Origin of the sequence: Phaeobacter cretensis, assembly GCF_047372505.1 — a bacterium.
Taxonomy (GTDB): domain Bacteria; phylum Pseudomonadota; class Alphaproteobacteria; order Rhodobacterales; family Rhodobacteraceae; genus Phaeobacter; species Phaeobacter cretensis.
Map to the genome: position 1 here is coordinate 3,377,199 of NZ_JBKBEU010000001.1, position 15,920 is coordinate 3,393,118.

General features: G+C 58.0%; 14 protein-coding genes. All 14 read right to left on the minus strand.

Annotation, left to right across the window (positions count from 1 at the left end; translation table 11 throughout):
• Nucleotides 1-61: 61 nt before the first annotated feature.
• The 14 genes from ACEWZM_RS16030 to ACEWZM_RS16095 all read right to left on the minus strand — a co-directional run bounded on the left by ACEWZM_RS16030 (nt 62) and on the right by ACEWZM_RS16095 (nt 15,749).
• The gene (locus ACEWZM_RS16030; protein ID WP_414007389.1) at nt 62-1,282 is read right to left on the minus strand and encodes a DegT/DnrJ/EryC1/StrS family aminotransferase; all 1,221 of its coding nucleotides are present in this window, start codon (nt 1,280-1,282) and stop codon (nt 62-64) included.
• Nucleotides 1,283-1,447: 165 nt separating this feature from the next.
• Entirely contained in the window at nt 1,448-2,758 is a 1,311-nt protein-coding gene (locus ACEWZM_RS16035) for an NAD(P)/FAD-dependent oxidoreductase (protein WP_414007390.1), read from the minus strand.
• 116 nt (nt 2,759-2,874) lie between these two features.
• A complete protein-coding gene (locus ACEWZM_RS16040) occupies nt 2,875-4,233 on the minus strand; it encodes a glutamine synthetase family protein (RefSeq protein ID WP_414007391.1) in 1,359 nt (452 codons plus the stop codon).
• On the minus strand, nt 4,233-4,913 hold the full coding sequence (locus ACEWZM_RS16045) for a type 1 glutamine amidotransferase (protein ID WP_414007392.1): 681 nt from the start codon (nt 4,911-4,913) through the stop codon (nt 4,233-4,235). The genes ACEWZM_RS16040 and ACEWZM_RS16045 overlap by 1 nt, the downstream gene beginning before the upstream one ends.
• A 111-nt stretch (nt 4,914-5,024) precedes the next feature.
• Complete coding sequence (locus ACEWZM_RS16050; protein WP_414007393.1) at nt 5,025-6,347, minus strand: glutamine synthetase family protein; 1,323 nt, start codon at nt 6,345-6,347, stop codon at nt 5,025-5,027.
• 224 nt (nt 6,348-6,571) lie between these two features.
• On the minus strand, nt 6,572-7,378 hold the full coding sequence (locus ACEWZM_RS16055; RefSeq protein WP_414007394.1) for an ABC transporter permease: 807 nt from the start codon (nt 7,376-7,378) through the stop codon (nt 6,572-6,574).
• The gene (locus tag ACEWZM_RS16060; RefSeq protein WP_414008062.1) at nt 7,375-8,256 is read right to left on the minus strand and encodes an ABC transporter permease; all 882 of its coding nucleotides are present in this window, start codon (nt 8,254-8,256) and stop codon (nt 7,375-7,377) included. Before ACEWZM_RS16060 ends, ACEWZM_RS16055 begins: the two co-directional genes overlap by 4 nt.
• 113 nt (nt 8,257-8,369) lie before the next feature.
• On the minus strand, nt 8,370-9,080 hold the full coding sequence (locus ACEWZM_RS16065) for a transporter substrate-binding domain-containing protein (protein ID WP_414007395.1): 711 nt from the start codon (nt 9,078-9,080) through the stop codon (nt 8,370-8,372).
• Nucleotides 9,081-9,117: 37 nt separating this feature from the next.
• Complete coding sequence (locus ACEWZM_RS16070; protein WP_414007396.1) at nt 9,118-9,897, minus strand: ABC transporter ATP-binding protein; 780 nt, start codon at nt 9,895-9,897, stop codon at nt 9,118-9,120.
• A gap of 276 nt (nt 9,898-10,173) precedes the next feature.
• A complete protein-coding gene (locus ACEWZM_RS16075; protein WP_414007397.1) occupies nt 10,174-10,959 on the minus strand; it encodes a phosphate/phosphite/phosphonate ABC transporter substrate-binding protein in 786 nt (261 codons plus the stop codon).
• Nucleotides 10,956-11,396, minus strand: coding sequence for a tellurite resistance TerB family protein (locus ACEWZM_RS16080; protein WP_414007398.1), 441 nt, complete (start codon nt 11,394-11,396; stop codon nt 10,956-10,958). The genes ACEWZM_RS16075 and ACEWZM_RS16080 overlap by 4 nt, the downstream gene beginning before the upstream one ends.
• The gene (locus tag ACEWZM_RS16085) at nt 11,393-11,947 is read right to left on the minus strand and encodes a tellurite resistance TerB family protein (protein WP_414007399.1); all 555 of its coding nucleotides are present in this window, start codon (nt 11,945-11,947) and stop codon (nt 11,393-11,395) included. Before ACEWZM_RS16085 ends, ACEWZM_RS16080 begins: the two co-directional genes overlap by 4 nt.
• Before the next feature lie 42 nt (nt 11,948-11,989).
• Complete coding sequence (locus ACEWZM_RS16090) at nt 11,990-12,283, minus strand: DUF1330 domain-containing protein (protein ID WP_414007400.1); 294 nt, start codon at nt 12,281-12,283, stop codon at nt 11,990-11,992.
• A gap of 277 nt (nt 12,284-12,560) precedes the next feature.
• Nucleotides 12,561-15,749 (minus strand): valine--tRNA ligase, encoded by a 3,189-nt coding sequence (locus tag ACEWZM_RS16095; RefSeq protein WP_414007401.1) that lies wholly within the window; start codon nt 15,747-15,749, stop codon nt 12,561-12,563.
• Between the last annotated feature and the right edge of the window lie 171 nt (nt 15,750-15,920).

A 15,920-nucleotide genomic window follows, 5' to 3' on the forward strand; every position in this document is an offset into this window, starting at 1 on the left:
CCGGAAAGGCGCGCCATGTCGGGCGCGCCTTGGTGTTTGCTAGTGCTCAGAGGTTGCGGGATCAGGCGGCTGCTGCGCTCATCACCTCGTCCATTGCTGAGAGCAGCACATTGGCGATCACATCCAATTCCGACCGGGTTAGCCGCACCGGAAGGCGCACATCACAGGCTTGCATCAGCATGGCGCGGGTCTGGGGCAGCTCCGGGATCTCCTGCATGAACTGCCAGTTCCAAAATGCGCGGGCGTTGTCCTTGGAGAGGCCGAAAATCTGAACTTTCACGCCTTTGGCTTCGGTCAACGCGGCAAAGCGGTTGACCTCTTCGGAGGACATTCCGACCAAGTTGAACTGGATCGAGTCCGGGGCGCGCTGTTCTGGCGCCAGCGGTGCAGGGACGTTGATATGGGGCGACTGGTTCAGTTGGTCTGCGATATAGTCGTGGTTCTTCAGCCCGTCGCGCACCCGTCGTGCCAATTCTGGCAGCTGCGGACGGATCACCGCAGCGGAAAGATTGCTCATCCGCAGATTATAAAGCGGCAGTTGGTTCTGCCATTTGGCGAATGCCTCTTGCAGATCGCGGGTGTTGTCCCCGGGAGCGCCTTTATGCTTTTTCCAGTTATGTTCGTAGGCACCGGACATGATCACTGCACGGGCCACTAGATCGGCATCATCGGTGACAAGGATCCCGCCCTCACCGGCATTGATCATTTTGTAGGATTGGAAGGAAAAACAGCCAATTGCGCCCAGCGTCCCGATATTGCGGCCATGCCAAATGGTGCCCAGCGAATGGGCCGCATCCTCGATCACCGGGATGCCACGGGCCGCGCAAAGCGTCATGATCGCATCCATATCTGAGGTATGACCGCGCATATGGCTGATGATCACGGCCTGAACATCGTCCAGCTTTGCCTCGAAATCACTGATAGCGATGCGGTAGTTTTCAGCCACTTCGCAGAGCACAGGCACACAGTCGGCGTGAATAACCGACGATGGTACAGCCGCGAACGTAAACCCGGGGATCAGCACACGGGCATCACGGGGCAGGTTCAGGGCCTTGAGTGACAGGAAAAGTGCAGCAGAGCAGGACGACACCGCGAGTGCGTATTTGCTGCCAAGAAGTTGCGCAAACTCTTCCTCCAGCAGTGCTACAGGCGCGTTCTGCGGGGCGGTATAGCGGAACAGGTCGCCAGATTGCATCAACGCCTCAATTGCGGCGCGCGCGGCCTCAGGGATTGGCTCTGCCTCGTGGACGTTCGGGACTTGCGATGGTGATAATTGCTGCATATTCCAAAATCCTGAATTTACCTTTCCAAAAATATAAAAGGTCGCAAGCGAAATGCCAAGCCCGACCTACTCAAGTGGCGGGTTTTGGCGGAAAACTTCACGAAACTGTTGCTTTGGACTGAAAGCGAACGGGCGGCAGGCTGGGGTTGTCGGTAGGCGTCTATATCAGACGCCGAGCCTGTCACGCAGGGAGAACCACGTCATAGCAAGCGCCAGCAGTGGGCTGCGCATAGCTGTGCCGCCGGGAAAAGCCGGAGCAGGGACGCGGGACATGGTGTCAAACCCGTCGCTATCTCCGGCGATCGCCTGCGCCATCAGCTGCCCTGCGTGGGTGGCGGTGCCGACACCATGGCCGGAATACCCGGAGGCCGACAGCACATTGGGCGCCAGTCGTACCAGATAGGGCATGCGCTTCATGGTGATCGCCAGCGTACCACCCCAAGCGTAGTCGATTTTCACATCATGCAGATGTGGAAAAATCTCGCACATGGGTTTGCGCACTGTGGCCATGATATCGCTGGGGAAACGGTAGCCATAGCTCTCGCCGCCGCCAAACAGTAGACGACCATCATGGCTGAGCCGGAAGTAGTTCACCACAAATTTGCTATCTGCCACCGCCACATCCTGAGCCAGGACGCGGGCGGCATCATCGCCCAATGGCTCGGTGGCAGCGATGAAGTTATTGATGGGCATAACGCGCCCGGCGACCCGGCGGTTGAGCCCGCCAAGGTAGCCGTTGCAAGCCAGGATCAGATGGTCAGCAGTGACGCTCCCATTTGCGGTCCTCAGCCGTACCTGCGTGTCTTCCACGATGTCCAGAACTTCGCTGCCCTCACAAATCCGCACACCTGCTGCGGCGGCGGCACGGGCGAGGCCAAGCGCATATTTCAGCGGATGCAGATGGGCTGCTCCCATATCCATTGAGCCGCCGACATAGGCGGGTGAGGGGCAGACCGCCTGCAAAGCTTGTTCGTCCAGCGCGGTGATGTCGCTATAGCCATAGCGGTTTTGCAGGTGTTCTACGTAGCTATGTTCGTGGCGGACTTCGCTCTTGGAGAAGCAGGCATGAGCGATGCCGGGTTTCAGGTCGCAGTCGATATCGTGGCGTGCAATCAGAGATTTCACCAGATCCTTGGCGTCTTCGCTCAGCTGCCACAGCTTGGTCGCATCGTCCTGGCCCATCAATCCCTCGAGATCATCCTGCCCCATGCGCTGGCCGCTGCCCAACTGGCCGCCATTGCGACCGGATGCGCCAAATCCAACACGGTTGGCTTCAAGCAGGATGACGGAGCGCCCGGTCTCGGCGAGGTGCAGCGCGGCAGATAGCCCTGTATAGCCAGCGCCAACGATGCAGACATCGGCCCGCGCGTCACCCTGCAGTGGTGCAAAAGGTGCCAATGCGGTGGCCGTGGCGGCATACCAGCTGCTGGGGTATTCCCCTTTTCGGTCATTGGAATAAAGCAGATTCAACGCCATGGCCCACCTCCGATACCAGCAATTTGCCGCGGTTTTGTGGGCGGCACCCTGCTGCATGTCATCTTTTCAGAATACTTGCCTGTGCCAACGCCTTGCGGACGCTGGCACAAGGAATGTTAGACGTTCAGCAGTAGATGCTCGCGCTCCCAGGGGGATATCACCTGCAGGAACTCGTCATATTCGGCACGTTTCACAATTGAATAGACACGCGCGAATTCGGGTCCCAGAACCTCATGCAGATCGGTGGCTTCTTCGAAGAGATCCAGCGCCTGACCCATCACCTGTGGGATATCCCCGTCGCCTGCATAGGCGTCGCCCTTGAACTGTTTACGCGGGCGTTCCTCGCGGGTGAGGCCCAGATAGCCGCAGGCCAGGGACAGTGCGATGCCCAGATAAGGATTACAGTCCATACCGGCGATCCGGTTCTCGACGCGCCGGGCCTCAGGTCCCGACAGTGGAACACGGATGCCAGTGGTGCGATTGTCACGCGCCCATTCCAGATTGATCGGGGCGGCCTGTTCCTTCACGTAGCGGCGATAGGAATTCACATAAGGCGCCATCACCGCAAGACCGGCGGGCAGGTGGTTCTGCAATCCTCCGATGAAGTGATAAAACGCATCGGTTTCGCCCCCTTGCGGGCCAGAGAATATGTTCTCGCCGGTTGCGATGTCGATGATCGAATGGTGGATATGCATGGCTGAGCCGGGTTCGTCTGCGATCGGTTTTGCCATGAAAGTGGCAAAGCAATCGTGGCGTAGGGCGGCTTCGCGGATCAACCGTTTAAAGTAGAAGACCTCATCCGCCAGCTTAACCGGATCGCCGTGGAGCAGGTTGATTTCCAACTGACCGGCACCGCCTTCCTGGGTGATGCCGTCAATCTCGAAGCCCTGATGCTCGGCAAAGTCATAGATATCGTCAATCACCGGGCCGAATTCGTCCACAGCGGTCATCGAATACGCCTGACGAGCGGCGGCAGGACGTCCGGAGCGGCCCATCATCGGTTCGATCCCGCGAGCAGGGTCGGTGTTGCGGGCCACCAGGAAGAATTCCATTTCCGGTGCGACAACAGGATTCCATCCGCGATCATGATAGAGCTGCACCACGCGTTTCAGTACGTTGCGCGGGCTGAACGGGATAGGGTTGTGATCACGATCATAGGCGTCGTGGATCACCTGCAGTGTCCAGTCGCCAGTCCATGGCGCTGCGGTGGCAGTGGACATGTCCGGTTTCAGGATCATGTCCTTTTCGATCCAGCCGTCATCGTCCGCAGCCTCGGCCCAATCGCCGGTGATGGTCTGATAGAAGATGCTGTCGGGCAGGTGAAAGTAGTCCTGCTTGGCAAATTTGGATGCTGGCACCGCCTTGCCCCGGGCGATGCCCGGCAGGTCCGAGATGATGCATTCAACCTCGTCGAGACGACGGCCCTCCAGGTAGGTTTTCGCCGCGTCGGGAAGGGTGTCGAGCCAGGCTGACATCAGGTCCTCTCTTTCTTGAAAAAGGCGTTTAGGAAGGTTGCGATTTCGTCCGATTGAACGGGGTGGTGTAAGTCTCGGCTGGCGGCATCAAGGATGTCGTCCGGGACAACGCCGCGGCCACGGCTGTCGATCAGGCCACTGACAAAGCTGCTGGCGAATTCCGGATGCGGCTGCAGCGTCCAGATATGATCATCATAGGCGATGATGCCATTTTTGCAGTGGTTATTGCCCGCCAAAACGCGCGCGCCATCGGGCAGGCTTGTGACCTGATCCTGATGCCAGGCATTCAGGCGCAGCGGCTTGCCGTCCAATTCGTAGGTGACCGGGCCGACGGCCCAGCCGCCGCCGAATTTTTCGACTTTACCACCTAGCGCCTGCGCGATGATTTGGTGGCCAAAGCAAATGCCAACCAGCGGCTGCTTACGCGCGTGAACCTCGCGGATCAGATCCTCAAGCGGTGGGATCCAGCTGTGATCTTCGTAAGCGCCATGTTTGGAGCCGGTGATCAGCCATCCATCCGCATCGTCAGCACCGCTGGGAAAGACATTGTCGACGACCGCGTAGGTGTCAAACTCAAACCCGCCGTCCGCGAGCAAAGCGCGAAACATCTGGTCGTAGTTGCCCGAGCTGTCGATCAGGTTTTCAGGCGCATGGCCGGTCTGCAGAATGCCAATTTTCATGGGTCACCAAATTTGATCAAATTTAACCTAGCCGAGCACTTGCACATAGGCAAGCATTGGATGCAGGGGATGGTCCGGTTGTGCATAACGGGGGCAATTTAAGGGTAGATGTTACACCGCCTCTAGCCAAGACAACCAATGCGACTGAGGGGGCCGTTCGGCAAATCCGACCAGCTCCTGACGTTTCGTCATCACCAGATTGCGGATCACACGGTCCGGCAAAATGCGGGCAATCAGCGGATCTGTGTCAAAGAGATCGATCGCCGCAGTCCAGTCGGGGGCCAGCTGTGGCAGCCCGTCGATGTCGTATATATTGCCTTCCGATGGCGCAGGAGGCGTGGCGTTATCTTCGATCCCAGCAAAGGCTGCGCCGAGCACAACAGAAAGCATAAGATATGGGTTTATGTCGCCGCCTGCGACGCGGTGTTCGATGCGGCGCGCCTTAGGGCTGCCGCCCGGAATTCGGATGGCGGCTGTGCGGTTTTCATAGGCCCATGCCGCGCTGACCGGGGCGTGGGCGCCGGGGATCAGCCGGTCGTAGGAGTTGCCATGGGGGGCCAGTATCAACGTGCTGGCAGGCATTGCCATCAGGCAGCCCGCGACGGCATTCATCAACAGATCTGAGCCGCGTTCTGTGCCATCGTTAAAGATATTATTGCCGTCGGCATCTTCGACCGAAAAATGCACATGCATTCCGTTGCCGGCCTCCTCGGCATAGGGTTTCGCCATGAAAGTGGCGGCAAAACCATGTTTGCGGGCGAGTCCCTTGACCAAGGCTTTGAACAACCATGCATCATCGGCAGCGCGCATCGCATCCTGGTGGTTGAGGTTGATTTCAAACTGGCCCAGCCCGGCTTCAGAAATCGCAGACTGGGCTGGAATCCCCATCGCCTCTGAGCCTTCGTAGAGATCGGTGAAAAACGCATCAAACGCGTCTAACTCTGCAACGGAGAGCACCGATTGTTGATCCAGTTTGCGGCCTGTTAGCGGGTCGGTCGGCGGGGCAGGCTGGTCATCACCGCTATCATCCAGCAGATTGAATTCCATTTCGGTTGCAGCCACAACCCGCCAGCCGCGGCTCTGATAGCGCGTCAGCACATCGGCTAGCACATGGCGCGGGTCCCCCATGAAGGGGCGGCCATCTTCCCAATACATCGACATCGGGACCAGCGCGGACGCGTTGGCAAGCCATGGCATCGGGACTGCCCCGCGTTCGGTTGGCAGCAGCACGCCATCGGCGTCGCCGGTTTCAAACACCAGCGGGCTGTCTTCAATGTCACGGCCCCAAAGATCAACATTGAGGGCGGAGACGGGCATTCTGGCAGAGCCATCACTCAGTTTGCCTGCCAATCCGGCTGGCATGCGTTTGCCGCGCATCTGGCCGTTCAGGTCACAGGCGGCGATGCGGAAACTGCGCAGATGAGACAGATCCATGGGAGGCTCCTCGTTTGGTGCCCCATTTCTAATACAGGAATTGAAGGACGCAAAGAAAATTTGATCAAAAGTTTTGTTTAGTTCAATTTATGTCCGGGCTGTTTTAGCCGAATGGCACGGTTTCTGAGCGGTGCTTGGATGGACGCTGTTGTGTTCCGGAGGTCCTTTATTAGAAAAGGCGCCCCGGAGAGCGCCTTTTCTACTGTTTGTCTTAAGCGTGCAGTTCAGCGGATCAGATTGGGGCGGAACCGGATCTTACGGCGCTTTTCCTGCGGCAAATGAGCGTTAAGGCGCTTGTTGATTGCTCCGAAGATGGCGATCACAACCAGCGTTAGCAGGATGAAATAGAAGGCCAGGATCGGGTAGGGCACAAACGGGTTGAAGGTCTTATCCGCGAAGTAGCTGGCATAGTAGAGCGCATCACCCCGTTGTTGCCAGGCGGGAAAGCCGGAGAAGAACACCAGGGTTGTGGCATGGAAGAGAAAGATCGCTTCGTTGGTGTAGGAGGGCCAGGCCAGTCGCATCATTGTCGGCCACATGATTCGGCGAAACCTTGTCCACCCGCTGAGGCCATAGGCGTCTGCGGCCTCAATATCCCCCTTGGGGATTGAGCGCAGCGCACCATAGAAGATCTCTGCTGAATAGGCGGCGGTGTTGAGGATCAGCACCAAAAGCGCTCCGAGCCAGGCCGCCGACAGTGGGTCGAAGACCGAAGAGACAGACTTTAGTTGAAGAAACAGGAAGTAGCCAAAGAAGAACTGGATAAACAGCGGCGAGCCACGGAACACAAAGATGAACCACTCAGCCGATTTGCGGAGCGGCGTGGATGAGGAGTTCTTTGCCAAAGCCACGCCATTGGCGATAACAAAGCCGATGACCACTGCAATCAGGCCGAAGTAGATATTCCACAGCATACCTGACCCGATCAGTACAAACTGATCGCAGAGGGTGAAGTCGCTGCGCGGGAGCATCCGTTCGCCCATTCCTAGCGAACGCAGGCCGTAGTCCTGGATGGTAGACAGACAGCTCATGTTGCTTTCCTTTGCGCTTCGCCAGCCAGCGTGGCTTGGCCACGGGAAAGCCGGGTGCGGATCCGCTCCAGCACCACTTCGGAGACTTTTGTAAAGGCGAGGTAGAAAACTAAGAGCCCGAGGAAGTACCACATCCGCCAGTCACCATGAGGGTAGTCGGTAAACCGGGCAGTCTTAGAGCCGCCAAGCTCGCGGGCCCAGTAGACGATGTCTTCGACGCCGAGCAGAAACAACAGCGGCGTGGCCTTGATCAGCACCATCCACAGGTTTGACAGCCCAGGTAGGGCATAGGTCCACATCTGCGGCACCAGAATACGCCAGAATGCCTGACGACGGCTCATGCCATAGGCTTCGGCGGTTTCTATCTGAGCACGAGGCACGGCGCGCATGGCGCCAAAAATCACATTGGCTGCAAAGGCTCCAAAGACAATGGCAAAGGTCACTACGGCAAGTGTAAAGCCATAGACTTCATGGACCCATTGATCTGAGCTGCTGAGCGGCATTTTGGCGATGTCGCAGACCACAAAGTCATTGCCCTGCCGTATCGCCGCGTCCCAGTCCGGGCATTTCACCTTATGGCGCAACCATTCGATGCCCTGATCCAGTGCGATGACGAAGAACAGGAAAAATGCGATGTCGGGCACGCCGCGCACCACTGCGATATAGGCCCTGCCGAGCCAGGATAGCGGCGCGAATTGCGCCCGCGCTGCCATAGCACCGCCAAAGCCAAAAGCGAGGGCGGCCGGAGCAGTGATGGCGAGAAGCAGCAGCACCGTTCCAAAGGAAGAATAGAAAGCAAAATGCTTACCTGTGGTCAGGTAGCAGCTCAGCCACTGGAAACCCTCCAGGTTGGCCGGATCAGAGCAAAAGGAAAAAATGGCGGGCCTCGTTCAGACAAGGACAGGTCGCAGGCGCCAACCGAGGCGGGACCGGTCAAGGGCGAAAGGGGGCGTGGCGCCCCCCTTCCTTTGTGTCAGGATGTTTGGAAGGCTTAGAATTGGCCTTCGATTTCCCATTTTGTCAGCAGGGTATTCAGCGAACCGTCTGCTTTCATGGTCTCGATGGCTGCATCGAATTTGCCGCGCAGTTCATCGTCGGACTTGCGGAACGCCATGCCAATGCCACCACCCAGCAGAACATCATCTGCAACGAATACCATATCGGTCTCGTCTACGATTGGGATCAGGAAGTCCTTATCGGCCATCACAGCGTCTACTTCGCCCGCTTTGACGGCGGCAACGGTTTCATCCGGAGTAGGGAATTCGACCAGCGTTGCACCGGTAGAGGCCACGTGGGACGCTTGAATTGTTGAGGCTTGAGCTGCAACAACTGCGCTGTTCACATCGACGTCAGCGGACATCGCGGCATAGGCGGAGGGCGACGGACGGGTGTAGCCGGTGGTGAAGTTTACGACTTCCTCACGCTCAGCAGTGATCGACATGCCTGCGATGATGGTGTCGTAGTTGCCAGACAGCAGGTTGGGGATGATTGAATCCCAGTCGTTGGTGACCCATTCGCAATCCAGTTCGGCGCGCTTGCACAGCTCGTCGCCCAGCTCGCGCTCAAAGCCATCAACCTGACCGTCGTCATTCAGGAAGTTATACGGAGGGTAGGCGCCTTCGGTGCCCAGACGTACAGTATCTGCCATCGCAAAACCGGCGCTGAGTGCCAGAGCGGCTGTGCTGAGGATAATAGATTTCATGAGTTTACTCCCGTTTGGTTAGGTTTTTTATAGGTAGTTATGCGCCGTGCCTGGTGGAGGACAGAAAGCCTCGCAGACGGTCGGAGCGGGTGCTGCCAAAGACATCCTCTGGGCTGCCTTCTTCTTCGATCAACCCTTGGTGCAGGAAGACAACGTGGCTAGAGACATCAGCCGCCATATTCATATCATGGGTCACGATTATCATGGTGCGGCCTTCGGCGGCGAGATCTTTGATTACCTTGACCACCTCCTGCTCCAGCTCAGGGTCCAGGGCGGACGTGGGCTCATCAAACAGCAGTGCTTCTGGTTCCATGCAAAGCGCGCGTGCAATGGCGGCGCGCTGTTGCTGGCCGCCTGATAGCTGTGCCGGGAAGACATCACATTTATCGCCAATACCCACCTTAGTGAGATACTTGCGGGCTGCATCCTCGACCTCGGCGCGGTCGCGTCCCAGTACAGTCAGCGGCGCTTCCATCACATTTTGCAGGATGGTCATATGTGCCCAAAGATTGAACTGCTGAAAGACCATTGACAGGTTTGTCCGGATGCGCAGCACTTGTTTTGCATCGGAGGGGCGACGTGCAAGTCCCGTTCCGGACCAACTGATCGGCTCGCCCTTGAAGAGGATATCGCCGTTCTGACTGTCTTCCAGAAGGTTGCAGCAGCGCAGTAGCGTAGATTTACCTGAACCAGAGGATCCGATGAGAGAGACTACATCGCCCCGATGAGCGGTGATATCGACACCTTTGATCACTTCCAATTCGCCATATGACTTATGCAGGCCGCGGATTTCCAGAACTGGCGTTGTGTCGGTCAAGGTGTCTCTCGTCCAATTATCGATGAATTCGTCCTTATTGGACCGAAAAAAAGTGCGGATGCAACGTGCAAACCGATAAGGCCGGTCTGGAAATTGGCATTTTGGAGGGGAGTCTGATCAAATTGCGCGCAAATCGATGGTTGTTGTGGTCTCTTCAGGGATATGGGTTTGCACTGTTGTCAGGTTCTGGGCAGACGGCAGATCTCGGTGCGGTTGTGGGGCATCAGAGGGTTCACAGCTTTGGCCAGCAAGGAGGGCTGACGCGGTTTTGGCCGATCAGCCCGGCACATGTTGTCGGATCGACTGCTCTGTCAGTACCGGTCCAAGCGGAGTCGGGACAGCCAGATACGCACCCGGTGCGATATCGCAGACGCCTTGCAAGTGCAAAGTGCGCCGGTGGCTCTCTGCCAGATCTGCTACGGCTTTCTCTACGGCTGTCCGCAGCGGGCCGGGGTCGCGGGTTTTGGCAGTGATCAGCGGTAGTCCGGGGGTTGGTTTGGTGCGCGCGACCTCAACCAGATTCTTGGCCCATTCATCATGGTCCTGCATTAGCGACCAGCTAACAGCATCAAGAGCGGCGAAATCCGCTGTACCATCGACCACAGCACGGGCCGATGCCCGGTGGCTGCCGGACTGAAACAGGCTGCCGGGTAGGATTGAATGATCCCGCAGATGTAACATCGGAGCGGCCCAACCGGATTGGGACAGGGCCTCATTATAGGCGAAGCTGTTTCCCGCAAAACTGCGCAGATCGGAACCTGACCTGTCACGATGAGCGATAAAGACGCTGTTGTAATGCCCAGGGGGGCAATCCGCGACACCATGGTCAAGGGTGGTCACCAGATTGACCTGCTCATAGAGTCGCGTGCGATAGGGCAGGCCACAGGTCTGCGCCAACAGCAGGGATGGATCGTTCCAGATCGACCAGAGATCGCCATCACGGGCCAGTGTTTCGGGGGCATCGATAGAGATCTTGCCAAGCTCATCTCGAATGCCCTGCCAGAGCGCATCAAGGGCAGGGGCGGTTTCGCGGCGATCATACATCGCCAAGCTGGCGATCATGTGCTGGCCTCGGCACGTTGACGGGCGCGGGCGCTGTCCACATCGTTGACACCCAGTAGGTTGGCGGAGAGCCGCAACAACGCATCCTCGGCGGGGTCACGCTCGCCATCTGCCAGTACGACCTGCCATAGAGACTCCACGACACCCATACGGTTTTCGTAAGGAACGGCATCTTTGATTGCGCGGGTAAATCGGACAGTATCCGGGGCCTCGGCTTCCATCGCCTCGGCCTGTTCTCGCAACAAAATAGCGCCGCCCAGATCCATATCGTAACGGGTGAGTAGGATCCGGTCGATCCGGTCGCGTTCTTCGTCGGTGTAATTGTGATCTGCGCGTGCGATCCGGACAAGCAACGCGCTGAGCGCCAGACGGGCATCGCCGTCGTCCAGAGGTTCTGGCACCGGAGCCAGAAGCCGTCCTAGCAATTCCTTGATCATGGCTGGGGTTCCCTGTCTGGATTAGCGGGAGGCGTGGTAGCTTCAGATGCGTCTTTGATAGCGGAATTCTCGGCCGGTGGCTGACCATCGGCAAGGCCGATATCAGGGCTGAGAAGTTTTCCCCGTGCACGGGCGCGGGCGGTGTCGCTGTCTGCCCTGGAAAGGCCCATCGCCTTGCGTGCGTCTTCGACGATGCGGATTTCACCGGGATGTTCGTGGCTGTCGGCCAGAACCACTTCCCACAGCGCATCCAATGCGGCGAGACGCTCCTCCAGGCCGGTGGTTTCGCGGATCAGGCGGCCGAAGGTGTCGGTCTCGGGGGCCGCGGCATGCAGTTTTTCACAGGCGGCACGGACTTTTGCCGCGCCAATCGCATCATGCTGGTAGAGCCGGGCCAGAATTCGGTCGATCAGGCTGATCTCTTCGAGTTGATAGTCCCGATCCGATTGTGCCACCCGAACCAGAAGCGCGCCGAGCGCCAGTTCGGCGTCGGGGTCTGGCAGAGCCGGGGTCTTTGGTGGTCGAAAGACCTGGAATAGTTTTTTCAACATAGCATTAGTCTACCCTTGAGCGCGCTTAAGACCAAGTGGGTCCTAGTCGCCGTAGCCCTCGATAATCTCCAAATCGCCGGTTGAGATCGGATCACGCAGGGCTTTGGCCTGCTGATAGGCTACGGAGTCGTAACAGGCCATGGCTGTTGCGAAGTCCTTGAATTCGATCACCACAGTGCGGGCGCGGGTCTGGCCTTCGCGCACTTCTTTGGGGCCGCCGCGGACTAGAAATTTAGCGCCGTATTCGGCAAAGGGGCCAGCATTGGCCGCAACGTATTCTTTGTAGCGGTCCATATCGTCGACATCGACGTGGGCAACCCAGTATCCTTTGGGCATTGTGGGCTCCTTCTACCGGCGCGGACATCTATCTGTTGGGTCAGGCTGATACAGAACGGATCCAAAGGCAATGATCGCATTGGGCGGTTTTTCCCCTTATGCGGAAGATTTGCGGAGGTCGATCAGCTGCGGCGGGCGCATTGCGCACATATTGGGCGTGGTTGGTGTTTTTAACGCCAGAATACTGGCCCAAATACACGCTTGCATATCGTGCGAATGGACTAGACCGGGGCAAACCGGTAGTTAGGCCAATGGCTTGCCCCGTATCTGGAAGTCGTCAGCCGATCTCGGACAGGCGGGCGAGCGCGTCTTTGACCTTGGCTTCTTCCTCTTCGCGGGCAGCCAGATTTTCACGGGCTTCTGCTACGACCTCTTCCGGGGCCGACGCCGCGAACTTGGGGTTTTTCAAACGCCCACGCAGGCCACCCAGTTCCTTTGCCAGCTTGCCGAGGTTCTTTTCCTGACGTGCCTTTTCTGCCGCGACATCAATGATATCGGCCAGCGGTAGCGCAAAGGAGGCACCAGGCGCACCAATTGAGATACACCCTTTGGGCAGATCCTGTGCCTTGGTCAGGCTCTCGATGCGGGCCTTGTTCAGGATCAAACCGGCGTTGCGATCCCAGTAACCCTGTGCGGCGGCGTCCATTTCGGTGACCAGCATCGGCACGATGGACCCGGACGGCACATTCAGCTGCGCACGGGCAGAGCGGACATTGCCGATCACTGCGATGACCCAGTTCATTTCCGCCTCAGCCTCGGCATCGACCAGATCGGCGGCGGTGTAGCTGGGCCATTGCGCATGGGCCAGCATTTGCGATGCCGCGCCCATCTTGACGCCGCGCCCTTCGGTGATGTTCCACAGCTCTTCGGTGACAAAGGGCATGATGGGGTGCATCAGGATCAGGGCCTGGTCTATGGCCCAGGCAAATGTGGCGCGGGTTTCTTCCTTGGCGGCGGCATCGTCGCCCTGAAACACCGGTTTGGTGAATTCCAGATAACGGTCGCAGAAGGTGTTCCAGAAGGTCGAATAGAGCGCATTGGCGGCGTCATTGAAGCGGAAGCTTTCAAAGCCCGCATCCACCTCTTCGCGCAGTTTGGCGATTTCACCGATGATCCAGCGGTTGAGGGGCAGGGTGGCCTTGGGCGGCTCAGCGCTGCGCGTCACGCTGAAGGCATCAAGCTGGCTGTCGCCATAGGAACAGGCCTGCCAGATCTTGGTGACAAAGTTGCGATAGCCTTCGATCCGCTTCATGTCGAGCTTGAGCACGCCTCCAAGGCTGGCCATCGCCGCATTGGTAAAGCGCAGCGCGTCGGCGCCGTATTCGTCGATGATCTCCAGCGGGTCGACCACGTTGCCGGTGGATTTCGACATCTTCTTGCCCTTGGCGTCGCGCACGAGGCCATGCAGGTAGACCGTGTCAAACGGGATGCGCTGTTCGACCGGCAGATCCTGATCCAGAACCGCCAGCTGCATCATCATCATCCGCGCCACCCAGAAGAACAAGATGTCTTGGCCGGTGACCAGTGTGGAGGTCGGGAAGTATTTCGAGGTTTCCTCAGACCATTCTGGCCAGCCCAGCGTGCCGATGGGCCAAAGACCGGAGGAGAACCAAGTGTCCAGCACGTCGGGGTCGCGGATGAAAAACGCTGTAAAATTGCCATCTTTATCAAAGCCGCCACTTTGACCGCCGTCTCCGCCCATCAGTCTTCGGGACATCGTTCCGGCTTGGTCCTGCTCCGAGAGTTTGACGAAGTTAGGGAGGCGCTCTTTCATTTCCCGGAGCGCATCTACTTCATTAGTCGCGCAAACAGTTTCTAGTTTGAAACCATATTCGCAATCACTAGGCATCTCTACTTCTTGAGGGGCTGCATCAAAATCTAGCGATTCGACCCACGTCCAGTAACGCTGGGCAGCTTCCCAATCGTCGGGAACCCAAGTATACCAAACCGGGATCTGATGGCCCCACCACAGCTGGCGCGAGATGCACCAGGGCTCGATGTTTTCCAGCCAGTGATAATATACTTTCTCGCCCGATTCCGGCAGGATCTTGACGGTGCCGTTTTTTACGGCGTCCAGCGCCGGGCCAACAATCTTTTTGGCATCGACAAACCACTGGTCTGTCAGCATCGGCTCGATCACTACTTTGGAGCGATCTCCACGGGGCTGCATGATCGGCTTGTTCTCAACCATTGGAACAACTTCCGACACCTCGGTCTCGTTGCCCTCATCGTCCTTCACCGTCTTGGTCACGGTTTGCATCACGGCCAGACCCTCGGCGGTGATATCGGCGATCACTGCTTCGCGTGCGGCTTCGCGGGTCAGGCCACGGTATTCTTCTGGCACCAGGTTCATCGCGGCGATGCTGGCTTCGGTGAATTCTGCCTCACCATTGGCGATGGCTTGGGCGGTTGTGGCCTCTTGGACGTAAGGCGCGCCGTCGCTGCGCATATTCGCCTTGGTGTCCATCAGGTTATACATCGGAATGCCGCCGCGTTTGGCGACCTGATAGTCGTTGAAATCATGGGCACCGGTGATTTTCACCGCGCCAGAGCCAAAGTCTTTATCCGGGTACTCATCGGTGATGATCGGGATCAGGCGGCGCTGCGCCTTGGGACCTACTGGAATTTCGCAGAGCATGCCCACGATGGGGGCGTAGCGTTCGTCCGAGGGATGTACTGCGACAGCCCCGTCGCCCAGCATGGTTTCGGGTCGTGTGGTGGCGATGGAGATATAATCGCGCTCTTCTTCCAGCGTGACGTTGCCGTCCTCGTCCTTCTCCACATAGGTGTAGGTGGCCCCACCCGCGAGCGGGTATTTGAAGTGCCACATGTGGCCGGCAACCTCGATATTCTCCACCTCAAGGTCAGAAATCGCGGTCTCAAAATGCGGGTCCCAGTTCACCAGTCGCTTACCGCGGTAGATGAGGCCCTTGTTGTACATCTCCACGAACACCTTGATCACGGCGTCGTGGAAATTGGGCGAGTTCTCGTGGCCCGTGCGGGTGTCACCATGGGCACCGGCCATGGTAAAGGCGGTGCGGTCAAAATCGCAGGAGGCGCCAAGGCGTTCCAACTGTTCAATGATGGTGCCGCCGGATTGCTCTTTCCATTCCCAGATCTTTTCTAGGAATTTCTCGCGGCCAAGCTCGGCGCGGGAGGGCTGTTGGGTCTTGGCCAGCTCACGCTCCACCACCATCTGGGTGGCGATACCGGCGTGGTCGGTGCCGGGCTGCCACAGGGTGTCAAAGCCCTGCATGCGTTTCCAGCGGATCAGGATGTCTTGCAACGTGTTGTTGAAGGCATGTCCCATGTGCAGGACGCCGGTGACATTCGGCGGCGGGATCATGATGCAATAGGTGTCGCTGCGCTTGGCGTTTGCGCCCGCGCGGAAACAGCCCGCCTGTTCCCATGCCTTGGAGAGCCGGGTTTCAGCTTCGGCTGCGTTAAATGTCTTGTCCATTGCCATCGGAATGTCCTGCCTGCGTATCCATCTGATCGGGTCATCCCATACCGAATGGATGGGGAAAGGGAAAGTCTCGATAGGGGGCGGGGGCTGTCTGGCGGCTTTAGTGAGGGGGATCTGTGGAAAACAGAAATAAAATTGAACGAACCCGGCGATAACGGCGTCTTAAGGTTA

Excerpts from the sequence above, each read along its gene's own strand:
- ACEWZM_RS16095 (WP_414007401.1), bottom strand. The coding sequence starts at position 15,749 with ATGGCAATGGACAAGACATTTAACGCAGCCGAAGCTGAAACCCGGCTC.
- ACEWZM_RS16085 (WP_414007399.1), bottom strand. The coding sequence starts at position 11,947 with ATGTTGAAAAAACTATTCCAGGTCTTTCGACCACCAAAGACCCCGGCT.
- ACEWZM_RS16080 (WP_414007398.1), bottom strand. The coding sequence starts at position 11,396 with ATGATCAAGGAATTGCTAGGACGGCTTCTGGCTCCGGTGCCAGAACCT.
- ACEWZM_RS16030 (WP_414007389.1), bottom strand. The coding sequence starts at position 1,282 with ATGCAGCAATTATCACCATCGCAAGTCCCGAACGTCCACGAGGCAGAG.
- ACEWZM_RS16090 (WP_414007400.1), bottom strand. The coding sequence starts at position 12,283 with ATGCCCAAAGGATACTGGGTTGCCCACGTCGATGTCGACGATATGGAC.
- ACEWZM_RS16075 (WP_414007397.1), bottom strand. The coding sequence starts at position 10,959 with ATGATCGCCAGCTTGGCGATGTATGATCGCCGCGAAACCGCCCCTGCC.
- ACEWZM_RS16035 (WP_414007390.1), bottom strand. The coding sequence starts at position 2,758 with ATGGCGTTGAATCTGCTTTATTCCAATGACCGAAAAGGGGAATACCCC.
- ACEWZM_RS16055 (WP_414007394.1), bottom strand. The coding sequence starts at position 7,378 with ATGAGCTGTCTGTCTACCATCCAGGACTACGGCCTGCGTTCGCTAGGA.
- ACEWZM_RS16065 (WP_414007395.1), bottom strand. The coding sequence starts at position 9,080 with ATGAAATCTATTATCCTCAGCACAGCCGCTCTGGCACTCAGCGCCGGT.
- ACEWZM_RS16050 (WP_414007393.1), bottom strand. The coding sequence starts at position 6,347 with ATGGATCTGTCTCATCTGCGCAGTTTCCGCATCGCCGCCTGTGACCTG.
- ACEWZM_RS16040 (WP_414007391.1), bottom strand. The coding sequence starts at position 4,233 with ATGTCAGCCTGGCTCGACACCCTTCCCGACGCGGCGAAAACCTACCTG.
- ACEWZM_RS16045 (WP_414007392.1), bottom strand. The coding sequence starts at position 4,913 with ATGAAAATTGGCATTCTGCAGACCGGCCATGCGCCTGAAAACCTGATC.